Origin of the sequence: Azospirillum doebereinerae (assembly GCF_003989665.1) — a bacterium.
GTDB classification, from domain to species: Bacteria; Pseudomonadota; Alphaproteobacteria; order Azospirillales; family Azospirillaceae; genus Azospirillum; species Azospirillum doebereinerae.
In genome coordinates, this window is the sequence record NZ_RZIJ01000030.1 from 20,615 (window position 1) to 41,085 (window position 20,471).

Below are 20,471 nucleotides of genomic sequence, written 5' to 3' on the forward strand. Positions count from 1 at the left end.
AAAGCATGAGCTGCGACGCTATGTCATCCAGGCAAGGAGGATCCCCAGAACGGCAATCAGAAGAAGCGCCCCCCAGGGCAGGTAGAAATTGCTTTCACCCGCTCCGGTAGCGGCCCGAAGGGCGGAGGGCAGCGGCACCTCGGGCGGCGGCGCCACCGCCTGCGGCGTCACGACGGGCGCGATGGGGATGGGCGCGGCATCGACAGGGGCGGCGTAGACGGAGGCCTTATGGGCCGGAGCGGCGACGGCGGCCGGCGGCGGAACATTCTCGGGTCCCTCGACGGAGGGCGGCGCGCCGACCGCCTGCGTGAAGCGGGAGAAGAAATCGTCGGCCATCTTGCGCGCCGTCGCGTCGACCAGCCGCGAGCCGATCTGCGCCAGCTTGCCGCCGACCTGGGCGCGCGCCGTGTAGGTCAGCAGCGTCGCGCCGTCGTCGTCGGCCAGCGCCACCGTGGCGCCGCCCTTGCCGAAGCCGGCGGCCCCGCCCGATCCCTCGCCGCTGATGGTGTAGCCGTTGGGCGGGTCGAGATCCGACAGCGTTACCTTGCCGGCGAACTTCGCGCTGACCGGCCCGACCTTGGCGACCACCTTGGCGGTCATCTCGGTGTCGGACAGCTTCACGACCTCCTCGCAACCGGGAATGCACTGGCGCAGGACCTCCGGGTCGTTCAGCGCGGCCCACACCCGGTCTCGCGGTGCCTCGATCCGGTGGCTTCCGCTCATGTCCATGATCGTCGTTCCTCCCAAGTCTTGTTGTCCGGAGCCCAGGCGAGCGGCCAAGCCCAAGCCTGAAGATAGGGGGGCGCCGCCCGATGCGACAGCCCCAGGCTTCGGACCCGCGCCGTCAGCGCGACCGGACGCAGTTCTCGACGATGGGCGCGCAGGCCGACAGGCTGACGCCGGCCGGATAGCTCACCTGCTCCACGGCGCCGCCACGCCCCAGCACGACGGTGACCTCGCAGCCGGTCGAAGTTCCACCCACCGGCAGGCTGAAACCGAGGCCGAGGCCGACCCCACTGCCGAAACTGCCGCCTCCGGCGCCGATTCCGAGGCCGCTCGACGGGCCATAACCGCCGGACGGGCGGGCGACGTAGGTGTAGTAATCGCGTCCCTCGGCGCTGGCCTGCCGTTCCGGCACGCCGGCGCAGGCCAGCAGACGGTCCTTGGGCATGCCGACCAGCTCGGTCTGGGCGCGCTGCGCCACCTCCGCCCCCGGCCCGGTAGCGCAGGCGGCCAGCACCACGACCGACAGGCCGAGCAACACTCCAGAAACACGCACGCCCATAATGCCATCTCCTCCATCGAACGGTTCTTGTCAAACGGTGCCGAAACGGGAACCCCGGCAGGCTTCCGCTGTTCCCACCAACCATGACGCGATCCCGGCGATTTGGTAGGACTATGGCGGATTGTCGATTGCACCGGGATGCCCTTCTCTCATGTCCGATCAAACCCTGCCCCCGAAAAGCGGCGCTTCGGCCCTGGATCCGGCCAAGGATTCGCTTGTGACCACGGTTCATCTGGCGCTCGGCGGCAACCTCGGCGACCGCCGGGCCAATCTGTCGGCCGCGATCGACCGGCTCGGCGCCCTGCTGCGCATCGACCGGCTGTCGGCCGTCTACGAAACCGCGCCGATGTACGTCACCGACCAGCCCGCCTTCCTGAACATGGCGCTGAGCGGCACCACCGACCTGGCGCCCCGGGAACTGCTGCGCGCCGTCAAGCGGATCGAGGAGGAACTGGGCCGCAACTTGGACGGCCTGCGCTTCGGGCCGCGCCCCATCGACATCGACATCCTGTTCCAAGGCGCGCTGGTGATGGCGTCGCCCGACCTGGAGATCCCACACCCCCGCATCGCGGAACGCGCCTTCGTGCTCTGCCCGCTGGCCGACATCGCCGCCGATTTGCGCCACCCGGCGCTCGGTCGAACCATCGCCGAATTGCTGGCCGGCGCGCCTGGACGCGACAGCGTGGTCCGCGTGGCCGATGCCCTGGAACCGCACCCGCCCTCCCCATCCACGATCTAGGAGACTTCCAACGTGCCCCCACAGGATCCGCGCAGCGAAAAGCAGAAGATGCTGGCCGGCGACCTCTACCGCGCCGGAGGACCGGAACTGACCGCCGACGCGCTGCGGGCCGACCGGCTGCTGCGCGCCTACAACGCGACCGGCGCCGAGGAGAGCGAAAAGCGGGGCGCGATCCTGGCCGAACTGCTGGGGGCAGCCGGGGAGGGGCTGATGCTGCGGCCGCCCTTCCAGTGCGACTATGGGTTCAACATCCGGATCGGGCGCGGCACCTTCATCAATTTCGGCGCGGTGTTCCTGGACGTGGTGCCGATCACACTCGGCGACCACTGCCAGATCGGCCCGTCGGTGCAGATCTACACCGCCGACCACCCGCGCGATCCCGATCTGCGGCGGGAGGGTTATGAGTCCGGCATCCCGGTCCGCATCGGCAACAACGTGTGGATCGGCGGCGGCGCCATCATCCTGCCCGGCGTGACCATCGGCGACGACGCCATCGTCGGGGCGGGCAGTGTGGTGACGCGGGACGTTCCGGCCGGGAGCATTGTGGTCGGCAATCCGGCCCGTCCGGTGCCCCGCCGAGCACCGCCTCCGGTCTGATTGGCCCCGGCCGGATTGGCAAGGCTTGGCCGTTGCGCTTATAGTACGCCCCGGCGGCGGGACGGCGATGAGCGCCAGCCCCGCCGCCGGGGAAAGCCGGCCCCAGGGCAGGCCGGTCAGGAGAAGCTGTTTGTCCGATCACAGCGCGGAGCGGCACGCCATCGTCCAACCGGGCGGAGCGACGCTGACCTACACGATTCTCGTGCGCGGTTTCACCGCGACGGTCGCCCTGGCCGGACGGCCGGGACGCCCGGCCGTCCGCATCGACCTGACCCTGACGGTCACCCATCCCGGCGCCGGTTTTCCCGACAACATCGCGGCCGTCATGTCCTATGAGGACATCGTCGAGGAACTGCGGCGGCTGTGCGCCGACGAGACGATCCCCGGCCCCGATTATCTGGCCGAGCGGGCCGCCGATCTTTGCCTGACCCACGCCAAGGTGCAGCGCGTCCGCGTCGATGTGGAACTGCCGTCGACCGCCGCCGAGGGCGCCGGGGCCGGAGCCAGCATCACGCGGGCGCAACAGAACGGCCTCTGAAAACGGTCATTGAGCGGCCATCGACTTTTGCATTACTCCGTTGGCACAAACGTCGATGTTCCATGAGTAAGGAGCAACGGAAGGATATAGGCCTGATCGCCCAAAGTGCGGGTGCCAATTTCTTTTGTTCCGCGATAGGGTTGCGCGATTGTATTTTTAGCGTACAATCCAACGCCAGGGGAAAACCCCATTATCCCCATCGAAACACGACCTCCATCGTAACAGCGTGCAGGGATTGGCAAGCCGGATCGACCGACCGGTACTCACAGGGAGGGAAGCATGGACCGCAGGACGCCGCCGACCCTTTCGGAACTCCTTGAGGATCCCATGGTGATCGCCATCATGGCGCGCGACGGGATCGACCGGGAAACCTTCCAACAGATGCTCGATCGCGTACGCCGCAACCTGCGCGCCCAGCAGGAACGTTTGGCCGCGTAGGACGAAGTCCCCCGCCCCAACGGGGCGGGCAGGCCGATTCACCCACCGCACCGCCTATTCGCCGAGCACGGACCGCACCGCGTCCATCACCTCCGACGGCGTGAAGGGTTTGCGCAGAGTCTTCTGTGCCCCCAACGCCTCCGCCACCGACAGGACATCCAGAGAGGCGCGGGCACCACCCCCGGAAATGGCGATGATCTTCAGGCTGGGCGCGCTGCGCCTCAGTTCCATGATCGTCGCCAACCCTTCCTGGTTCGGCATGAAGATGTCGGTGATGACCAGATCGGCCGGGCTCTCCCGGAAAAGGGCGACGCCCTCGACTCCGTCTCGCGCGCCGGTCGCCTCGTGCCCGCCACGGGTCAGCGCGCGCAACAGCATCATCCGCGCCACGTCGTCGTCGTCGATGATCAGCACGCGGGCCATGGGGGGTCTCCTCCGTCGTCGGAGTCCGGTCCGTCGCGCGGCCGGACGATCAACCCCATATGGCCGTTCCTTCGTGACCGATGGAGAAACTCTATCCCGCCCGCCCCTCAACGGGAAAGGGTCAGCCGCCAGTTTTTATCAAGCCGGGAATATCGCCGGCGCGCATCTCCACGATCCGGCCGCCGCACAGGGTCACCGACAAATCGGCCGGAAATCCCGCCGCGACCCGCCCGTCCGGCGCCAGCGACCGCACGCTACCGCCGTCCAAGTCCAGACCGGGCGCGCAGCAGGGAGCCTCTCCGGCCGGGATCACCGCGCGGATGCGTCCCTCCTCGATGCGGATGTCGGCGGGCGGCGAATCGTCGAGCGCGGCGTTTCTCAGCCAGAACTTGCCGTTGGCCGGTATCCGCGCGAGGCAGCAGGCAGGAGCGTTCATAGGAAGTCCCGATCGGGGCGGTCATGAGACCGTCATCAGCCTGCCGGAAAACGGTAAAGCAAAGATTACCCCGGTATGCCGCCCCCCGCCCCGCGCAAGGCTAGGAACTCCTGGAAATTGGCGCAGAGCCCGGCCTTCTGCGCCGCGCCATAGGCGGTGTTCAGGGCGCGCTTGCGCTCCACCGCCGCCGCGAAGCGGGCACGCAGGCCCGCGTCCGCGATCCCCAACCCGTCGTCCGCCAGCCGTCCCAGCACATGGCGGTAGCCGCGCTCCGCCCGATCGCCGCTGTCGGCGGAGAAGGTGATGGAGCCGGCCCGCTGGCGGTACTCGTACAGCGGCACGCGGACCAGCGGCACCGCCCCGGTGCGACCCGCGATGCGATCGAAGATCCGCATGTTGAAGACGAGGTCGTCGCAGAAATCGATATCCCCCTCCCAGCGCGCGAGATCGCGGCGGACCACCGGGAACATCGGCACCGAGGTTTCCAGGAAACCGTCCGTGTCGAGACGCCCGACACCCTGCCCGGCTGCGAACAGGGTGGACAGCGGGGTGCCGTCCTCGTCGCGCACCACGGCGACGTTGTCGAAGGCGGCGCCATGCGCCAGCGCCAGCGGCGCCAGGTTTTCCAGCCGCCCCGGCCGGTAGAGATCGTCGGCGTCGAGCGGCGCCACCAGCGGCAGGGTCGCGCAGGCCAGCCCAGCGCTGCGCGCGGCGGGGGCGCCGGCCCCGACGGCGCCTGTGTCCGTGAATTTCAGCCGGGGATCGTCGATGCCGGCCGCGCGCAGGGTCGCCCGGTAGTCGGTGCCGTCGTCGCTGACGATCACCGCCTGCCACGCGGTCCAACCCTGGACGAGGAGGCTGCGCACGGCCCGCTCGATGGTGCCGTGCGCGCGGTACGCCGCGACGATCACCGACACGCCCACGCCTTCCGTCCGCCCGGTCATTCCGTCGCACCCTTCCCGCCATCCGGACCGCGAGTGTGGGGACAAGCCGCCCCCACCGTCAACGTGGCCGTGCCGCTGCGGCGTCCACCGCCGTTTTTGGCGTCGCGGGACGTTGAACATGGAACCGATACAGGCTATCTGGAGACTAGGCGGGGCAATGCTCGGATCCAGGTCTGACAGCCAAGTCTGACAGCCAGGTTTCCGATATCCAGGTTTCCGATACCAGGGAGAACAACATCAATGGCGCAGGTCGGATACACCCGGTTCGACGACGAACCCGAAAAGGAACCGGACGAAAAGTCGAAGGACACCGCCCAGCCGCCGTTCGCAGCCGTGCAGCAGACCCTGTTCAAGGCACGCACCGTGCTGATCTTCGGCCAGATCGACATGAAGCTGGCCCAAGCGGTGTCGGCCCAGCTGCTGGCGCTGGCCCATGAAGGCGACGACGACATCACCGTGGTGGTGAACTCCCCCGGCGGCCATGTCGAGGCGGGCGACACCATCCACGATATGATCCGGTTCGTGAAGCCGCGTGTGAAGATGCTGGGTACGGGCTGGGTCGCCAGCGCCGGCTGCCACATCTTCCTGGCGGCGAAGAAGGAGGACCGGTTCTGCCTCCCCAACACGCGCTTCCTGATCCACCAGCCGCTGGGCGGCACCGGCGGGCGGGCGACGGACATCGCCATCGAGGCGAAGGAAATCATCCGCATGCGCGAACGTCTGAACAGGATCATCGCGCGCGAGACCGGTCAGACCTATGAGAAGGTCGCCAAGGACACGGACCGCAACTACTGGATGTTCGCGAACGAAGCCCAGGAATACGGCATCGTCAGCCACATCATCGACACCATGGACGAGCTGAAGTAACCGCTTCGGTCCGTTGCACGGAAAAGGGCCTTCCTCCTGCCGAGGAAGGCCCTTTTTTGTTGGGCGTTCTGTCCTGATAATGCGCGCTGCGGCGGATGCCGGTGCCCATCGGCCATCGCCTTCGAGAACACCCACCCCGGCCATCGGGCGTGGCATGAACGAAGCCAAGAAGAAGCCTGAGGGAGCACGATCCGATGAGCGAGCCCAGCACCGAACCGAACGTCTACGAGCGCGACCTCGACCGCAACGCCGCCAATTTCGTGGCGCTGACGCCGCTGACCTATCTGGAGCGGGCCGCCGCCGTCTGGCCGGACCGCACCGCCGTCGTCCATGGCGCGGTCCGCCGCAGTTGGGCCGAGACCTTCGTCCGGGTACGCCGATTGGCCGCCGCCCTGGCCAACGCCGGCATCGGCAAGGGCGACACCGTCGCCATGCTGGCCGCCAACACGCCCGAACTCTTCGAGGCGCATTTCGGCGTGCCCCTGGCCGGCGCCGTGCTGAACGCCATCAACACCCGGCTCGACGCCGAAGCCATCGCCTTCATTCTGAACCACGGCGAGGCCAGGATCCTGATCGTCGACCGTGAGTTCTCGGCCGTCGCCAAGCGGGCGCTGGCCGCGCTCGACTCGCCGATCCCGGTGATCGACATCGACGACCCGGGCTACAGCGGTGGCGAACTGATCGGCGACCGCGACTACGAATCCTTCCTCACCGACACCGGGGCTCTGCATCCCTGGACCCTGCCGGAGGACGAATGGCAGGCCATCACGTTGAACTACACCTCGGGCACCACCGGCAACCCGAAGGGCGTCGTCTACCACCACCGCGGCGCCTACCTGAACGCGGTGTCGAACGCGCTGTCCTGGAACATGGGCGACGCGCCGGTCTATCTGTGGACGCTGCCGATGTTCCACTGCAACGGCTGGTGCTTCCCCTGGACCATCGCGGTGACCGCCGGCACCAGCGTCTGCCTGCGCCAGGTCCGCCCCGACACCGTGCTGCGCCTGATCCGCGAGGAGACGGTGACGAACTTTTGCGGCGCGCCCATCGTGCTGAACATGCTGAACAACGCCCCCGCCGAACTGAAGGCCGGCATCGACCACACGGTGAAGGTGATGACCGCCGGCGCCGCCCCGCCGGCCGCCGTGATCGCCGGGATCGAGCGCATGGGCTGGGAGGTCACCCATGTCTACGGCCTGACCGAATGCTACGGCCCGACGGTGGTCTGCGTCTGGCACGAGCGCTGGAACGAACTGCCGCTCGATGAGCAGGCGGCGATCAAGGCCCGCCAAGGCGTGCGCGGCCCGATGCTGGAGGCGATCATGGTCGCCGACCCGCACACGCTGGAGCCCTGCCCCACTGACGGCCGGACGATGGGCGAGATCATGATGCGCGGCAACAACGTCATGAAAGGCTACCTGAAGAACCCCAAGGCGACAGCCGAGGCATTCTCGGGCGGCTGGTTCCACACCGGCGATCTGGCCGTGTGGCACGCAGACGGGTATGTCGAGATCAAGGACCGCTCGAAGGACATCATCATCTCCGGCGGCGAGAACATCTCCTCCATCGAGGTGGAGGACGTGCTCTACAAGCACCCCGACGTGCTGGAGGCCGCCGTGGTGGCCCGCCACGACGAGAAATGGGGCGAGACCCCTTGCGCCTTCGTGATGCTGAAGGATGGGGCGACGGCGACCGAGGCCGACATCATCGCCTTCTGCCGCGCCCATATGGCGCATTTCAAATGCCCGCGCACGGTGGTGTTCGGCCCACTGCCGAAGACCTCCACCGGCAAGATCCAGAAATTCGTCCTGCGCAAGCAGACCGAAGCCCTCTGACCCTCACAACTTCAACGCCGTCAACGGGCCGTGGCTGGCGACGACTCCAGCCCGGCCCCTCCGGGACGCCGATTGGGAAAAGCGACCGACCCCGCCCCCGGCCGCTTGAAAACCGACGCTGCCCTCAGAAGCATTCCTCTTCGAGCTTCTTCAGATCCCGCAGGGCCTGTTCGTCCTCGTGCTCCTCGAACAGCTCGACCATGTAATAGACGTGGGAGTGGAGCAGCAAAAGCTTGTCCTGCACCCGGACCGAATCGTCGCTCGCCTTGGCCAGACGCTCCTTGAAGCGGTCCCAGAAGGCGTTGCCCGTGGCCGGGTCGTCGATGTAGCGGAAGAGATGCTGCAACACGATCTGCATGTTGCCTTCGAAGTCGATGCCGTTGAAGCTGACGTAACGGTCGGCGGCGGAACTGGTGGTCACGGTGCTGGCGGTCATGGAGGATCCCCGGTTTGGTGATGGTCACGACCTTGACAAAGACGCTCCCAGCCGGCAACAGCTCCGGCCCAGACCGCCTCCTGTCTGGATGAACGGCATTATCGCCGCACGAACGGCATCTCGAACGGCCGGCGTCTCAAACGGCCCGCAGCCGGCGGACGATCTTGACCTTCTCCCGCCCGATGGGGATGCGGAGCTTCTGTTCCCCGGACAGATGCAGGCCCCACCGCCCGTCCACGCGGTCGACATGGCGCAGATTGACCAGATGCTTGCGGTGCACGCGCATGAACAACCGCAGGCCGATCCTCCGCTCCAACTCGGCCAGCGTCAGGGGGCACAGGGACGTGGCGCTGGACGTCGTCGCCTGGGAATAATGCCCCTGCGCGGTCAGGCAGACGACGTCGGCGATGTCGATGAGGACCGTGGCCTTTCCGCGCAGAAGCGGAAGCTTCATAAGATGCGGCTGGCCGGCCGCAGAACGGGACCGCAATCAGTGCAGGGCCTTGGGCGGCGTGTCGTCCTCGTCCTTCAGGCCAGCCTTGAAGGACTTCACGCCCCTGGCCAAGTCGCCCATCACGCTCGGCAGCTTGCCGGCGCCGAACAGCAGCAGGACCAGCAGCAGCACGACCATCCAGTGCATCAGGCTGAAACTTCCCATCATCGTCATCGTCTCCAAAAGGTTCGAAAAGACTGTCAGGCCGCCAGCCGCAGCACGCCGCCATCGGGGCGGGTGAGACGGGCGGTCACGCCGGGGAAACCGCTCAGCAGGGCTTCGGCCTTGCTGGCGGGGAGGATCGACAGGGCGGTGGACAGGGCGTCAGCCGTGGTCGCGTCGGCGGCGGTCACCGTGACCGCCGACCAGTGCCGGGCGCTATGCCCGGTGGCGGGGTCGAACAGATGGCTGAAGCGTCCGGCGGCGTCGAAGCGCGTTCCGTAACCGCCGGAGGTCGCCACCGCGCGGTCGGCGATCTCCAGCGTCTCGGACAAGCGGGATTCGGCGGTGGGATCCTTCAGGCCGACGCGCCAGGGCCGCCCGTCCGGGTGGGACCCAAGGGCGCGGATCTCGCCCAGATCGACCATCACCCGGTCCATCCCCTGCCCGCGCAACAGCTCGCTCACCCGGTCGGTGACGTAGCCCTGGGCGATGCCGTTCAGCGTCACCGCCATGCCGCGCCGGGCAAACGCGATGCGCTCCGGCCCGACGCGCAAGGCACGGTAATCGACCAGCCCGCGCGCCGCCACCACCGCCGTTTCCGGGGGTCCCTCCGGATCGGCGCCGGGACGGCCGAAATGCGCGGCGTGGAGTTGCCACAGCGGCTGCACCGTCACGTCGAAGGCGCCGTCCGTCCGCCGCCCGAAGGCGACCGCCTCCGACAACAGCCGCAGCACGTCGCCCGGCGGATCGGCCAGGGCGCCGTCGCGGTTCAAGCGGCGCAGCGCCGAGTCCGGCCGGTAGAGGCTGAACAGCCGCTCCAGCCGTCCGACCTCGTCCAGGCACAGGCGGATCAGCCGGTCGGCCTCGGCCGGGTCGGGATGGGCCAGTTGGAGACAGGCGTCCGCCCCAAGCGCGACGCCGCGCCACTCCCGCAGGCCGATCCCGTCCGCCCGCAGCCGCTCCGGCAGCAGGGCGGTGCCGGCGAGCGCGGCGCCGATGGTCAGAAAGCGGCGGCGGGTGAACAACGACGCGTGTCTCACATCGCCCCCTTGGGACCGTGCCCGCCATGCGCGCCGCTCTCCTGCGGAGCGCTTTCCTGCGGCGCCGCCGGCTCCGGCTGGTCGGGCGTCAGGATCTCGTCGGCCGTCAGATCGGCGAAGCGCTTCACGGTGCCGCCGTTGGCGCCGGCGAAGCGCCGCGCCGCGCCCTCCTCGGCGAAGGACAGGGTTTCCGCCTCGCCCATGCCGCCGGTGCGGCCACTGTTCAGGACGTACCACGCCTGCCGCGCCTCGACCCAGGCCGACAGATCCGGCTTCTGCGGATCGGCGGCGCGGCCGAGATCGGTGACGTAGACGGCGCGGTAGTCCTTCGGCTCCTCCGGCAAGGCGGTGAAGGCCAGCGTGTCGCGCACCGACGACAGCCAGACCGGCTTGTCGGTGCCCTTGAGGATCACCTGCCCCTTGGGACCGGGATGGTCGGCGAGATTCATCCCGCAATAGCGCCCCACCGCGTCGGCGGCGATGGCCTGCGGCGGCGGCGCCTCCGCCTTCTCCGGCTTGCAGGCGGACAGCGGCAGCAGCAGCGCCGCCGCCAGCAGCGTGGTTTGGATGAAGGTTCGCATCAGATCTGCTTCCTCGAAAACAGCAGGACCGCCAGCGCCAGCGGCGCCGCGACCCAGGCGGCCAGCGCGGCGAGCAACACGGTTCCGGAAAACTGCACCTGCGCCGCCAGCCCGGCGGTTCCGGCCAGCAGGCTGACGTTGCCGAAGCCGGTCAGGTTGAACAGCCGGTAGGCGTCGGCCGGGTTGGCGAGCAGCAGCCCGTTCAGGACCCCGGCGTTCACCGTCTTGCCGCCGTCGGCGACCAGAATCCCCAGCAGGGCGATGTCGTAGAGCAGCACGAAGCCGAGCCAGATCGCCACCGCGATGCCCGCCGCCGTGCCCCGGTCACGCACCAACGTCGAGGCGAGGTAGCCGAGCGCGGTGAAGGCGGCGCCGAGCAGCACGCTCGACCCGATCATCGCGGCGAAGGCGCGCCAGCTCTCCGGACCGATCTCCGCCCCGCTCAGGAACAGCGCCGCCCCGGCCGAGCCGTAGCCCAGCACCGTGGCGAAGGCGATGATCGCCGCGTGGCCGAGGAACTTGCCGAGCAGCACCTGCCAGCGCGCCACCGGGTAGGACAGCAGAAGCGTCATGGTGCCCCGGTCGATCTCGCCGACCACCGCGTCGAAGGACAGCAGCAAGGCGATCAGCGGCAGCAGGAAAATGGTCAGGCTCGACAGGCTGACGATGGTGACCTCGACCGGCCCGACGCCGACGCTGCCGGTGGGCGCGGCGCCGAGGAAGCTCATGCTCAGCGCCAGCGCCGCCATGAGCAGCGTGGTGGCGACGACCCAGCGATTGCGCAGACCGTCGCGGATTTCCTTCGCGGCGATGATGAGAAGCGTGTTCATTCCGCAGCCTCCCCGACCATGTCCGGTCGGCGCAGGAAATGGGCGTACATCTCGTCCAGGCTCGGCTGGACGATCTCGATGTCGTGCACGGCCGGACCGTCGCAGGCGATGCGGCGGACCAGACCGACCTTGTCGTCGTTGGCGCAGGCCAGTTCCACCACGCCGCCGGCCAGCCGGGTGAGGACCGCGTCCTCGCCCACCCAGCGGGCCAGTCCGTCGACGTCCCCGTCGGCCAGCGTCAGGCGGATGCGCACCGGCAGCCGGGCCAGCCCACGCAGCGTGGCGAGCGAACCGTCGGCCACCTTGCGGCCCCGGCTCATCACCACGACGCGGTCGGCCTGCCCCTCCAACTCGGTCAGGGCGTGGCTGCACAGCAGGACCGTGGTCCCGGCGTCGCGCAAGGCGGCGACGATCTCGTAGAAGCTCTGGCGCAGCGCCGGGTCGAGGCCGGTCGTCGGCTCGTCGAGGAACAGGATTCTCGGCGCGCCCAGCAGCGCCTGCGCCAGGGCCAGACGTTGCCGCATCCCCTTGGAATAGGTGCCGACGCGGCGCGCCACGGCGGCGGATTCCAGACCGACCCGCTCGAACAGCGCGGCGTTGCCTTGCGTCGGCACGCCCTTCAGCCGGGCGTAGAAGTCCAGCGTCTCGCGCCCGGTCATGCTGGGGTGGAAGGCGACGTTCTCCGGCAGGAAGCCGACCTGCCGGCGGATGGACGAGGCGGCGGCGCTGGCCGGATCGCCGCCCAGCACGCGGATGCGGCCCTCGGTCGGCGTCGTCAGCCCCAGCATCAGCTTGATCAGCGAGCTTTTGCCGGCGCCGTTGTGCCCGACCATCGCCACGCATTCGCCGGGCATCAGCGCCAGATCCACCCCGCGCACCGCGTGTTGGTCGCCGTAGCGTTTGGAGACGCCCTCGACGATGATGGTCGGTTCGCTGGTCATCTTGCGGTCCTTTCGGCCAGTTGCGGCCCGGCGGGGGGCGCCATCAGCGGCGCCGAATCGATCACGCCGCCGGGGTGCAGGGCGGGGAACTGCTTCTGCGCCCAACGGATCACCTGCATGCCGGGGCTGTTCATCAGCAGCTTGGCCGCCGGGTAGGCCCACATGACGCGGTCCACCACGTCGTTGGGTCGGTATGCCTCGTCGGCGACCCCGTCGCCGTTCAGGTCGAAGGCGGCGTTGTCGCTCCAGTAATTGCCGCGTCCCTTCTCCGACCAGTCGAGCGAGCGGGTGCCGACATACTTGACCTGGGTGCGGTTGCCGACGAAGGCGTTGCCGGTCATCGCGTTGCGCTCCGACCCGGCGGTGAAGTGGACGCCGATCTCGCAGCCCTCGAACCGGTTGCCGACGAAGCGGTTCTTGTTGGCGTTGTAGATGAAGACGCATTTCCAGGTGCCGCTGCGCAGGCGGTCGTCCATCGCCTCGCTGTCGCGCGGAACGTCGGCGTCGGGCAGCGCCTCGCCGCTGTCGGACACGGCCCCGGCGAAACGGCCGAGCACGCTGTTGTTCTCGATCACCGAGCCGTTGGCGGCGTTCAGCAGCATGCCGTGCTCGCGGTCGGCGACCGAGCGGTTGTTGCGGATCGTCAGGTTGTTGGAATACATGATCGCGTAGCCGACGCCGTTGCCGAGCGAGACGTTGCCCGACACCTCGGAGTCGTTCGTGTACATGTAATGGACGGCGAAGCGCACCCGCTCGAACCGGTTTCCGGCGAAGACGTTCTTACGCGAGGTGGTGGTGAAGATGCCATCGCGCCCGTCGCGCACGCTGTTGTCGAGCACCCTGGCGCCCGGCGCGTTCCAGATCTGGATGCCGTTGCCGCGTTCGGACACGCGCAGGTCGGTGCGGCCGGTGACGTCGTTGCGGCGGACCACGCTGTCGTCAGCGCCCCAGACATAGACGCCGATCAGGTTGTCGCGCAGCCGGTTGTCCTCGACCACCGCCCGCTTGGCGGTCTTGCCCAGGAAAATGCCGGCGTTCTGTTCGAACAGGCTGAGACCGGAATTGCGGACCTCGATGCCGCGAATGGTGACGCCGGGGGCCGTCACGGTCAGCACGCTGCCCTGCCCGCCGCCGTCGAGTATGGCGCCAGGCTCCCCCTCCAGCGTCACGGTGGTGGAGACCGTAACCGGGCCGGGGTGCACGCCGGGCGCCAGCCGCAGCGTGTCGCCCGGCGAGGCGGCGGACAGCGCCGATTCCAGCCCGCCCGGCGGCACCACGACGGTGGCGGCCAGCGCCGGACCGCACAGGAGGACGGCGGCGAGCGGAAGGGCGAGGCGGAGAAGCATGGGGTGACCTGTCTGTATGAAAGCACCATGGGAAAGCCCTTCTCCCACGAGGGGAGAAGGGCTCCTCGCATCAGGTGCTGCGCGGCTCGACCAGCATGCGGCCGCCCATCTCCATGTGGAGGGCGTGGCAGAACCACTGGCAATAGTACCAGTGCACGCCGGGGCGGTCGGCGGTGAAGGTCACCGACGCGGTCATCTGCGGCCCGATCTCCATGCAGACGCCGTGGTTGGTCATGGTGAAGCCGTGGGTCAGGTCGTCCACGTCGTCCATGTTGGAGACGTACACGGTCACCTCGTCGCCCTGGTTGACCTTGAACTCCTCCAAGCCGAAGGCCGGCGCCCGGCTCCACATGTAGACGCGGACCTTGTTGCCGTCGCGGATGACCTTGGCGTCGTTGTCGAGATCGACGCCGTCCTTCTTGGCCTGCTGGCGCGCGTCCTCCCACATCGGGTCGTCGCGGGTGTAGACGCTCTTCGGGTTCACCTTGGAGCGGTGGACGATCAGCGTGTCGTGCGGCTCGGCGAAGGTGGGGCCGTCATGCACCAGCTTCATCTCGTCGCCGGAGATGTCGATCAACTGGTCGTTCTCCGGCTTCAGCGGGCCGACGTTGAGGAAGCGGTCCTTGGAGAACTTGTTCAGCACGATCAGCCACTTGCCGTCGGCCTCCTTGGTCTGCCCCATGGAGCTGTGCAGATGGCCCGGCTGGTAGTGCACGTCGAGCTTCTGGACGATGGGATCGACCTTCTCGCCCTTGAAGGCGCGGATCGCCTTGTCGATGTTCCACTTCACGACCTGGCTGTCGAGGAACAGCGTGGTGTAGGCGTTGCCGCGCCCGTCATAGGCGGTGTGGAGCGGCCCCAGACCCACCTGCGGCTCGGCGACGATGACGTCGCGCGGCTTGATCTTGTCGTCGAACAGGTCGTCGAGCTTGCGCACGTCCATGACCGAGACGGTCGGCGACAGCTTGCCGTTGATGGTGACGTGGATGCCGTCCGGTGCCGTGTTGACGCCGTGCGGGCTGTTGGGGATCGGGATGTAGCGGGTGTAGGGGGTGTTGTGGCGGCCGTCGACGATGGGAACGCCGTTGATCACCTCGACCTTGCCGGCCTTCACCGCCTCCTCGATGCGCTTGAGGTTGAAGACGACGAGCCAATCCTGCTCGTTGCCGGTCATCTCGGCGGTGGTGACGCCCTCCTCCGAGTTGTAGCAGGTCGAGAAGACGTATTTGCCCTGGTAGTCGGCGTCGGTGTTGTCGAGGTTGCCGTCGACCCAGACCTGCCAGGCGATCTTCATCGTGTCGCCGTCGACGGCGGTGAAGTGGGAGCGGTAGCGCTTGGGCTCGTCGAGGATCTTGCCGTCGTTGGGCGTCGGCACGCGCTGCTCGCCGTTGCAGAAGACGTAGCCGGTGCGCGGGTATTTCTGGAGCCGCAGGCCGTGGATCGCCGACGCGTTGGGGATCTCCAGGATCGTGTCGGGCTTCATGATGTCGCAACGGATGCGCACGATCCGCGAATTCGCCTTGTCGTTGGCGAAGATGTAGCGCCCGTCGTAGGTCCCGTCCGTGAAGGACATGTGCGGGTGGTGCAGGTCGCCGTTGAAATACTCGCCGCCGCGCTTCTCCAGGAACTTCTTCGTCTCCGGGGTCTGATGGGCCAGCAGGATCTTGCGGCTCTCGTTGGTCAGGCCCCAGCCGGTGGCCGAGCAGCGGTTGAACACCGGGATGCGCATCAGTTCGCGCATCGACGGCGCGCCCATGATGCGGACCTCGCCGGAATGGCCGCCGGAATGGAACACATAATACTCGTCGAGATCGCCCGGCTTGACCTCGTAGACCTGCTTGCCGGGGGTGGCGGTGGCCGCGCGCGCGGTGGCGGCGCCGAACAGCGCGTCGCCACCGATCGCAGCCCCGCCCGCCGCGCCGGCGAGCCCCGCCAGCGCCGCGACCTTCGCCGTCCCACCCAGGAGATCGCGGCGGTTCACGACCCCCACCGCCTTGGACTTCTCGTCAGACATTCTCTGCTCCATTCTTGGCCCCGGTCTTGAGGGGCTTTGCGCGGCCGGAACGCCGGCCTCGGGTTGGTATCAGGGCCGGGCGGTGAGACGCCCGGTCGCGGGATCGCTGGTCAGCACGGGCGCGCGGGGCGCCGGCGTGCCGCTCAAGGCTGTGTCTGCCAAGGCGGGTTGGGTGGCCTCGCGGCGCTCCCGCTTCAGGCGCTTCTGGATCACCACCGGACATTTGCGGTCGTGGTGGTAGAGCATCTGGCAATGGAGGCACTGGATGCATTCGTTGGGGTTGATCGACCCGTCGGGGTGGATCGCCTGAACCGGGCATTCGTTGGCGCAGCGCCGGCACGGGCTCCCGCATTCGCTGTAGCGCTTGAGCCAGTCGAACATCCGCATCCGGCCGGGGATCGCCAGCGCGGCGCCCAGCGGGCAGAGGTAGCGGCAGAAGAAGCGCTCGATGAACAGCCCGGCCGCGACCAGCGCCACGGCGAAGGCCACGAACCACCAGTCGCGGATGAAATGCAGAATGATGGCGGTCTTGAACGGCTCGATCTCGGCCATCCGCTCGGCGAAGGCCAGCGAGTAGAAGGACAGGCCGAACAGCGCCAGGAAGATCATGTACTTGATCGGCCACAGCCGCTGGTGCAGGCCGAAGGGGACGGCGATCTGCCGGATGCCGGCCTTCTTCGCCGCCTTGCTCGCCAGTTCCTGCAAGGCGCCGAACGGGCAGAGCCAGCCGCAGAAGGCGCCGCGCCCCCAGAACAGCAGCGACGCCGCCACCGAGCACCACAGGATGAACACCAGCGGGTCCATCAGGAAATAGTCCCAGCGGAAATCGGTGCGCAGCGCGTTGGCGAAGGTCATCACGTTGACCACCGACAACTGGGCGTGCGCGATCCAGCCGAGCCAGACCAGCGTGAAGACCAGGAATCCCAGCCGCAGTCGCTCGTACAGCGCCGGTCGCTTCACGATCTGGTCCTGGAAGAAGAAGATCGCGGTCAGCAGCAGGATGGCGAGCCCGGTCACCGCGACGTCCACCACCCGGTTCTGCCAGATGCGCTGCCACAGCGGAGTCTCGGCGGCGGCCTCCGGCTCGACCGGATCGGCGACGGCAGCCGCGACGGACGGGGCGGGAGCGGCAATCCGCTCGATCCTCAGATATTTGTCGGGCGGCTGGTAGCCGAGGTCGAAGGTGACGAACGCCTTGTCGAGCGCCGCCGTCGCCCGCTGCACCAGCAATTGCAGGCGCCAAGCGTCCGCCGGATCGAACTCGGTCCCCTCGGGCAGGATGAACAGGCCGATCTCCGGGAAATCCGGGGCGCCCGCCGCCGCGAGGTTGCCCAGCCGCTTGTGGGTCTTGTCGCGGAAACGGACGGCGCCCTCGTGCTGGATCAACTCGAACCGGTCGAAGATGCCGCCGCGCACATAGCCCGACCCCTTGAAGGAGTAGCGCCCCTGCCCGGCGACCACGATGGCCTGCTGGCCGGGCTTCAGGCGTTGCAGCAGCGCCTCGTACTCCGCGTCGCCCAGCAGCGAGCGTCCGACGACCGGGATGGTGGCAAGGCCAGCGTAGAGGTCGATGAAGGTCTCGTCGGCGGTGCCGGGTTCGGCGCGCGCGATGGCCTCGGCCTTGCCGGTGCGCTCGAAGGCGGCGTTGACCTCGCCCACCGTCAGCGTCAGACGGCGCACCGAGCCGTCGCCGACCAGGGTCGCCCAATCCTCCGTGCCGGTCTTGGACGGGTCGATGCTCTTGACGACGGTGGGGGCGGCGGCCTCGGCGCCGCCCTTGCCCAGCGCCTGCATGACCTTCTTGCCGGAGCGGATGATCGAATCGCCGATGACCATGACGGTCACCGTGGCGCCCGACACGATGTCCACCGGCGGGCTTGAGACGTTTTGCCGGGCCAGCTCCAGCACGTTGCGCCCGATGTAACCGTCGATGAAGGCGGTGATGCGGGCGGGCGGGATGCCGATCAGGACGATGGGTTCATGGTGATCGACCAGCTTCGCCCCGGTCACCACGCCGTCCGGCGTCAGCCCGACCAGCACATGGATCGGACGCCCGGAATAGCCGGTGGTGTTGACGAAATCGGAGGTCAGGAAGGCATGGCCGACCAGCGCGCTTCCCTTGTAGACCGGCAGGACAGGCGCGTTCGCCGCGATGGGCCCGAAACGGTCGGCGCCGGGCATCAGGTCGGCTGGCTGCACCATGCCGATGAAGCGGTCGACGACCGCCGTGCCGCCACGCGCATCCGCCGCCAGCGCACCGCCAAGGTCCCAGCCGAGCGCGGCGCACAGCAGCAGCCCGGCCGCGCAGCCCGCGCGCGCCCTGTTCCAGAAACCGTCAACCAAATCCGTCAGCATGGATGCGCCGTTCAGCGTCGTTGTGGCAATGGCCGACGGGATCGAAACCACGGCGGTTCCACAGTAGGAACCTGTCGAACCGCGGCCTCCTTGATCTTGGTCAAGTCGCTCAAAAGTTTATTAGATTATCATTTTATGCAATCATACAGAGAAGTTCTCGAATCGAGGAGGTTGCACCGATGCCATTGCTGCACCACGAACCACCAGCCAGGATCGACGACCTCGACAGCCTGCTGGGCATCGCCATGGCCATGGAGGCCGAGGCGGTGCGCCGCTACGGACAGCTCGCGGCGCTGATGGAACGGCGGGGCGAGGCCGCGACCGCCGCCACCTTCCATGGCCTGAGGGCGGAGGAGGAAAAGCACACCGACGCCGTCGACCGCTGGGCGACGGCTCTCGGCCGCGCGGCGCCCGATGAGGTATCTTTTCTCTGGGTGCTGCCGCCGGACATCGCGCTCTCCTGGGACGATCTGCTCGACCGGACCCGGTTGACGCCCTATCAGGCGCTGTCGCTGGCGGTGGTGAACGAACAGCGCGCCTTCGCCTTCTACAGCCACATCGCGGCGGGAACCGGCAACGACACGGTGCGCGGCCACGCCGAGACCCTGGCGCGGGAGGAATTGCAGCACGCCGCCCTACTGCGGCGCGAGCGGCGCAAGGCCTTCCATCGCGACCATGGCGGCGCGGAGACACCCGTGCGGGTCGACAGCTCCGCCGCGTTGGACCGCATCGCCCAAACCCTGCTGAGCGCCGCCGCCACCGAACACGCCGCCCTGTCCCGCCAACTCGCGGCGTCTGGAAATGCGGCCGGCTCGGCGTTGCTGGGGCAGATCGCCTTGGAGGAGGAGTCCCTTGCGAACAGCGGGCAACCGACCATTCCGGCAACCACTCCCCCGGCAGCCGCCGGAGCGATGGAACCCTGGCCGGCGGCCATCGCCATCGCCGAGCGACTGGCCGAACGCTTCGCCGACATCGCTGCGACCGCAACCGACGAAGCGGTTCTCGGCCGCGCCCTCTCCCTTCAGGAAACCGCCATCCTCCACCTCACGCGGCTGACCACCCACCAAGCTTGAGGGACAGCCGCAGCGGCTGCAAGAGCAGCGTCGTTCTGCTGCACACGGCCGCCAGCGCGAGTCATTGCAAGGCCAACGGAATCAAATCCCCTCGCCCAGGCAGATGTCCTCCCGCTTGCGCTCGACACGGCAGGCGACCCCGGCGAAGTTGCAGACCGGCGGGATGAGATCCGCCACCCGCCGGCTGATCGCGTCGCCGCGATGCACGATGGCGTAATCGAGCGGGGCCAACGCGAGCGGAACCTCGACAATGCGCAGTTCGCCCGCCTCGACATAGGGCGCGAAATAGGCGCGCGGCAGATAGGTGACGCCGAGCCCGGCGCGCGCCAGCTCCGCCAGACCGATCAGGCTGTTGCAGGTCAGCACCCGGCCCCGGTCGATCCCCAGCCGGTCCAGCTCGCGCAGCAGGCGCAGATGCAGCATCGACCCCTCGGCGTGGGTGAGCACGGGAAGCTGCGCCAAGCGCTCCAGCGGCAACCGGTCCTCCCCGGCGGGGATCAGCTCGGGGCTGCACATCCAGGCGGATTCCAGCTTCGGCAAGGGGTGGGTGACGTAGCCGGCGTCGGACTCCAGGGACGGGCTGATCACCAGATCCAGGGCGTGGCGGGCAAGCTGGTGACGCAGGCCGGTCGCCATGTCGACGCGCGGCTCCAGCACCATGCGCGGGTAGACCCGGCGGATGGCCGCCACCAGATCGGCCAGCCAGGTCAGGGCCACCATCTCGGTGACACCGAAGCGGAAGCGGCCCGAGAAGGAGTCGTCGCCGGCCAGACGGTGCAGCACCCCCTGGCGCAGGTCCAGCATCGCCGAGAAGTCGTCGATCACCTCGCGGCCCTTCAAGGTCAGGGTGGCGGCGCTGCCGCGTTCGATCAGTTCGACCCCGAAATGGGTCTCCAGCTCGTGGATGCGCTTCGAGATGGTCGATTGCGTGGTGCCGAGCCGCGCGGCGGCGCCGTGGAAGCTGCCGAGTTCGTTCACCCAATAGACGGCTTCGATCTGTTTTAATGTCAGCATTGCACAGGAAGTCCTGTTTAATGAAAAAAAGCGATCAATCACACCCATGACGCGCAAAACCCGCGCCTCAAGGCCTTGCCGGCC

22 protein-coding genes and 1 pseudogene are annotated in these 20,471 nt (G+C 68.2%); 7 read left to right on the plus strand and 16 right to left on the minus strand.

Features of this window, described 5'->3' with window-relative positions:
- Positions 1-18: 18 nt before the first annotated feature.
- Both EJ913_RS26645 and EJ913_RS26650 read right to left on the minus strand, forming a co-directional pair.
- A complete protein-coding gene (locus EJ913_RS26645; RefSeq protein WP_127003658.1) occupies positions 19-729 on the minus strand; it encodes an SRPBCC family protein in 711 nt (236 codons plus the stop codon).
- 115 nt (positions 730-844) lie between these two features.
- Positions 845-1,285, minus strand: a complete 441-nt coding sequence (locus tag EJ913_RS26650; protein ID WP_127003660.1) for a hypothetical protein — start codon at positions 1,283-1,285, stop codon at positions 845-847.
- Positions 1,286-1,436: 151 nt separating this feature from the next.
- Between EJ913_RS26650 and folK the strand changes: the two genes are divergently transcribed.
- The 4 genes from folK (at position 1,437) to EJ913_RS31925 (ending at position 3,597) form a co-directional block, all read left to right on the plus strand.
- Entirely contained in the window at positions 1,437-2,024 is a 588-nt protein-coding gene (gene folK, locus EJ913_RS26655) for a 2-amino-4-hydroxy-6-hydroxymethyldihydropteridine diphosphokinase (RefSeq protein ID WP_127003662.1), read from the plus strand.
- A 12-nt stretch (positions 2,025-2,036) separates the two neighbouring features.
- On the plus strand, positions 2,037-2,621 hold the full coding sequence (locus tag EJ913_RS26660) for a sugar O-acetyltransferase (protein ID WP_425321127.1): 585 nt from the start codon (positions 2,037-2,039) through the stop codon (positions 2,619-2,621).
- A 130-nt stretch (positions 2,622-2,751) separates the two neighbouring features.
- Positions 2,752-3,159: a dihydroneopterin aldolase gene (locus EJ913_RS26665; RefSeq protein ID WP_185909950.1), complete on the plus strand. Its 408-nt coding sequence runs from the start codon at positions 2,752-2,754 to the stop codon at positions 3,157-3,159.
- Positions 3,160-3,438: 279 nt separating this feature from the next.
- A complete protein-coding gene (locus tag EJ913_RS31925; RefSeq protein ID WP_185909951.1) occupies positions 3,439-3,597 on the plus strand; it encodes a hypothetical protein in 159 nt (52 codons plus the stop codon).
- A gap of 54 nt (positions 3,598-3,651) precedes the next feature.
- Here EJ913_RS31925 and EJ913_RS26670 read toward each other — a convergent pair whose 3' ends face one another.
- From EJ913_RS26670 to EJ913_RS26680, 3 genes are all read right to left on the minus strand, one after another.
- Positions 3,652-4,020, minus strand: coding sequence for a response regulator transcription factor (locus EJ913_RS26670; protein WP_127003666.1), 369 nt, complete (start codon positions 4,018-4,020; stop codon positions 3,652-3,654).
- Positions 4,021-4,141: 121 nt separating this feature from the next.
- Positions 4,142-4,456, minus strand: a complete 315-nt coding sequence (locus EJ913_RS26675) for a hypothetical protein (protein WP_127003668.1) — start codon at positions 4,454-4,456, stop codon at positions 4,142-4,144.
- A gap of 65 nt (positions 4,457-4,521) precedes the next feature.
- A complete protein-coding gene (locus tag EJ913_RS26680; RefSeq protein WP_127003670.1) occupies positions 4,522-5,400 on the minus strand; it encodes a glycosyltransferase family 2 protein in 879 nt (292 codons plus the stop codon).
- A 240-nt stretch (positions 5,401-5,640) separates the two neighbouring features.
- Here EJ913_RS26680 and EJ913_RS26685 point away from each other — a divergent pair, with 240 nt between their 5' ends.
- Together EJ913_RS26685 and EJ913_RS26690 are read left to right on the plus strand one after the other, a co-directional pair.
- The gene (locus tag EJ913_RS26685) at positions 5,641-6,267 is read left to right on the plus strand and encodes an ATP-dependent Clp protease proteolytic subunit (protein WP_127003672.1); all 627 of its coding nucleotides are present in this window, start codon (positions 5,641-5,643) and stop codon (positions 6,265-6,267) included.
- Between the two features lie 194 nt (positions 6,268-6,461).
- Positions 6,462-8,102 carry an acyl-CoA synthetase gene (locus EJ913_RS26690; protein ID WP_127003674.1) on the plus strand — a complete coding sequence of 547 codons (1,641 nt, stop codon included), beginning with the start codon at positions 6,462-6,464 and terminating at the stop codon, positions 8,100-8,102.
- Positions 8,103-8,226: 124 nt separating this feature from the next.
- On the opposite strand, the gene cowN is transcribed toward EJ913_RS26690, so the two are convergent.
- The 10 genes and pseudogenes from cowN to EJ913_RS26740 form a co-directional block, all read right to left on the minus strand.
- A complete protein-coding gene (gene cowN / locus EJ913_RS26695) occupies positions 8,227-8,538 on the minus strand; it encodes a N(2)-fixation sustaining protein CowN (RefSeq protein ID WP_127003676.1) in 312 nt (103 codons plus the stop codon).
- A gap of 136 nt (positions 8,539-8,674) precedes the next feature.
- Entirely contained in the window at positions 8,675-8,992 is a 318-nt protein-coding gene (locus EJ913_RS26700; RefSeq protein ID WP_127003678.1) for a LytTR family DNA-binding domain-containing protein, read from the minus strand.
- Between the two features lie 60 nt (positions 8,993-9,052).
- Positions 9,053-9,196: pseudogene (tatA, locus tag EJ913_RS26705) on the minus strand (twin-arginine translocase TatA/TatE family subunit); the annotation flags it as partial.
- Between the two features lie 35 nt (positions 9,197-9,231).
- Entirely contained in the window at positions 9,232-10,233 is a 1,002-nt protein-coding gene (locus EJ913_RS26710; protein ID WP_127003680.1) for an FAD:protein FMN transferase, read from the minus strand.
- Positions 10,230-10,814 (minus strand): nitrous oxide reductase accessory protein NosL, encoded by a 585-nt coding sequence (locus EJ913_RS26715; protein ID WP_127003682.1) that lies wholly within the window; start codon positions 10,812-10,814, stop codon positions 10,230-10,232. The genes EJ913_RS26710 and EJ913_RS26715 overlap by 4 nt, the downstream gene beginning before the upstream one ends.
- The gene (locus tag EJ913_RS26720) at positions 10,814-11,644 is read right to left on the minus strand and encodes an ABC transporter permease (protein WP_127003684.1); all 831 of its coding nucleotides are present in this window, start codon (positions 11,642-11,644) and stop codon (positions 10,814-10,816) included. The genes EJ913_RS26715 and EJ913_RS26720 overlap by 1 nt, the downstream gene beginning before the upstream one ends.
- Positions 11,641-12,585 carry an ABC transporter ATP-binding protein gene (locus tag EJ913_RS26725; RefSeq protein WP_127003686.1) on the minus strand — a complete coding sequence of 315 codons (945 nt, stop codon included), beginning with the start codon at positions 12,583-12,585 and terminating at the stop codon, positions 11,641-11,643. Before EJ913_RS26725 ends, EJ913_RS26720 begins: the two co-directional genes overlap by 4 nt.
- Positions 12,582-13,931, minus strand: coding sequence for a nitrous oxide reductase family maturation protein NosD (locus EJ913_RS26730; RefSeq protein WP_127003688.1), 1,350 nt, complete (start codon positions 13,929-13,931; stop codon positions 12,582-12,584). The genes EJ913_RS26725 and EJ913_RS26730 overlap by 4 nt, the downstream gene beginning before the upstream one ends.
- Positions 13,932-14,001: 70 nt before the next feature.
- A complete protein-coding gene (nosZ, locus tag EJ913_RS26735; RefSeq protein ID WP_127003690.1) occupies positions 14,002-15,945 on the minus strand; it encodes a TAT-dependent nitrous-oxide reductase in 1,944 nt (647 codons plus the stop codon).
- Positions 15,946-16,014: 69 nt separating this feature from the next.
- The gene (locus tag EJ913_RS26740) at positions 16,015-18,300 is read right to left on the minus strand and encodes a NosR/NirI family protein (protein WP_244939501.1); all 2,286 of its coding nucleotides are present in this window, start codon (positions 18,298-18,300) and stop codon (positions 16,015-16,017) included.
- Positions 18,301-18,479: 179 nt separating this feature from the next.
- On the opposite strand from EJ913_RS26740, the gene EJ913_RS26745 reads away from it, so the two are divergent.
- Positions 18,480-19,373, plus strand: a complete 894-nt coding sequence (locus EJ913_RS26745; protein WP_127003692.1) for a ferritin-like domain-containing protein — start codon at positions 18,480-18,482, stop codon at positions 19,371-19,373.
- Between the two features lie 81 nt (positions 19,374-19,454).
- On the opposite strand, the gene EJ913_RS26750 is transcribed toward EJ913_RS26745, so the two are convergent.
- Positions 19,455-20,387 carry a LysR family transcriptional regulator gene (locus EJ913_RS26750; protein WP_185909952.1) on the minus strand — a complete coding sequence of 311 codons (933 nt, stop codon included), beginning with the start codon at positions 20,385-20,387 and terminating at the stop codon, positions 19,455-19,457.
- Positions 20,388-20,471: the final 84 nt, after the last annotated feature.

Excerpts from the sequence above, each read along its gene's own strand:
- EJ913_RS26650 (WP_127003660.1), bottom strand. The coding sequence starts at position 1,285 with ATGGGCGTGCGTGTTTCTGGAGTGTTGCTCGGCCTGTCGGTCGTGGTG.
- EJ913_RS31925 (WP_185909951.1), top strand. The coding sequence starts at position 3,439 with ATGGACCGCAGGACGCCGCCGACCCTTTCGGAACTCCTTGAGGATCCC.
- EJ913_RS26740 (WP_244939501.1), bottom strand. The coding sequence starts at position 18,300 with ATGCTGACGGATTTGGTTGACGGTTTCTGGAACAGGGCGCGCGCGGGC.
- EJ913_RS26720 (WP_127003684.1), bottom strand. The coding sequence starts at position 11,644 with ATGAACACGCTTCTCATCATCGCCGCGAAGGAAATCCGCGACGGTCTG.
- EJ913_RS26745 (WP_127003692.1), top strand. The coding sequence starts at position 18,480 with ATGCCATTGCTGCACCACGAACCACCAGCCAGGATCGACGACCTCGAC.
- EJ913_RS26715 (WP_127003682.1), bottom strand. The coding sequence starts at position 10,814 with ATGCGAACCTTCATCCAAACCACGCTGCTGGCGGCGGCGCTGCTGCTG.
- EJ913_RS26680 (WP_127003670.1), bottom strand. The coding sequence starts at position 5,400 with ATGACCGGGCGGACGGAAGGCGTGGGCGTGTCGGTGATCGTCGCGGCG.
- EJ913_RS26725 (WP_127003686.1), bottom strand. The coding sequence starts at position 12,585 with ATGACCAGCGAACCGACCATCATCGTCGAGGGCGTCTCCAAACGCTAC.
- EJ913_RS26690 (WP_127003674.1), top strand. The coding sequence starts at position 6,462 with ATGAGCGAGCCCAGCACCGAACCGAACGTCTACGAGCGCGACCTCGAC.
- EJ913_RS26670 (WP_127003666.1), bottom strand. The coding sequence starts at position 4,020 with ATGGCCCGCGTGCTGATCATCGACGACGACGACGTGGCGCGGATGATG.
- nosZ (WP_127003690.1), bottom strand. The coding sequence starts at position 15,945 with ATGTCTGACGAGAAGTCCAAGGCGGTGGGGGTCGTGAACCGCCGCGAT.
- folK (WP_127003662.1), top strand. The coding sequence starts at position 1,437 with ATGTCCGATCAAACCCTGCCCCCGAAAAGCGGCGCTTCGGCCCTGGAT.
- EJ913_RS26685 (WP_127003672.1), top strand. The coding sequence starts at position 5,641 with ATGGCGCAGGTCGGATACACCCGGTTCGACGACGAACCCGAAAAGGAA.
- EJ913_RS26750 (WP_185909952.1), bottom strand. The coding sequence starts at position 20,387 with ATGCTGACATTAAAACAGATCGAAGCCGTCTATTGGGTGAACGAACTC.
- cowN (WP_127003676.1), bottom strand. The coding sequence starts at position 8,538 with ATGACCGCCAGCACCGTGACCACCAGTTCCGCCGCCGACCGTTACGTC.
- EJ913_RS26645 (WP_127003658.1), bottom strand. The coding sequence starts at position 729 with ATGGACATGAGCGGAAGCCACCGGATCGAGGCACCGCGAGACCGGGTG.
- EJ913_RS26675 (WP_127003668.1), bottom strand. The coding sequence starts at position 4,456 with ATGAACGCTCCTGCCTGCTGCCTCGCGCGGATACCGGCCAACGGCAAG.
- EJ913_RS26730 (WP_127003688.1), bottom strand. The coding sequence starts at position 13,931 with ATGCTTCTCCGCCTCGCCCTTCCGCTCGCCGCCGTCCTCCTGTGCGGT.
- EJ913_RS26700 (WP_127003678.1), bottom strand. The coding sequence starts at position 8,992 with ATGAAGCTTCCGCTTCTGCGCGGAAAGGCCACGGTCCTCATCGACATC.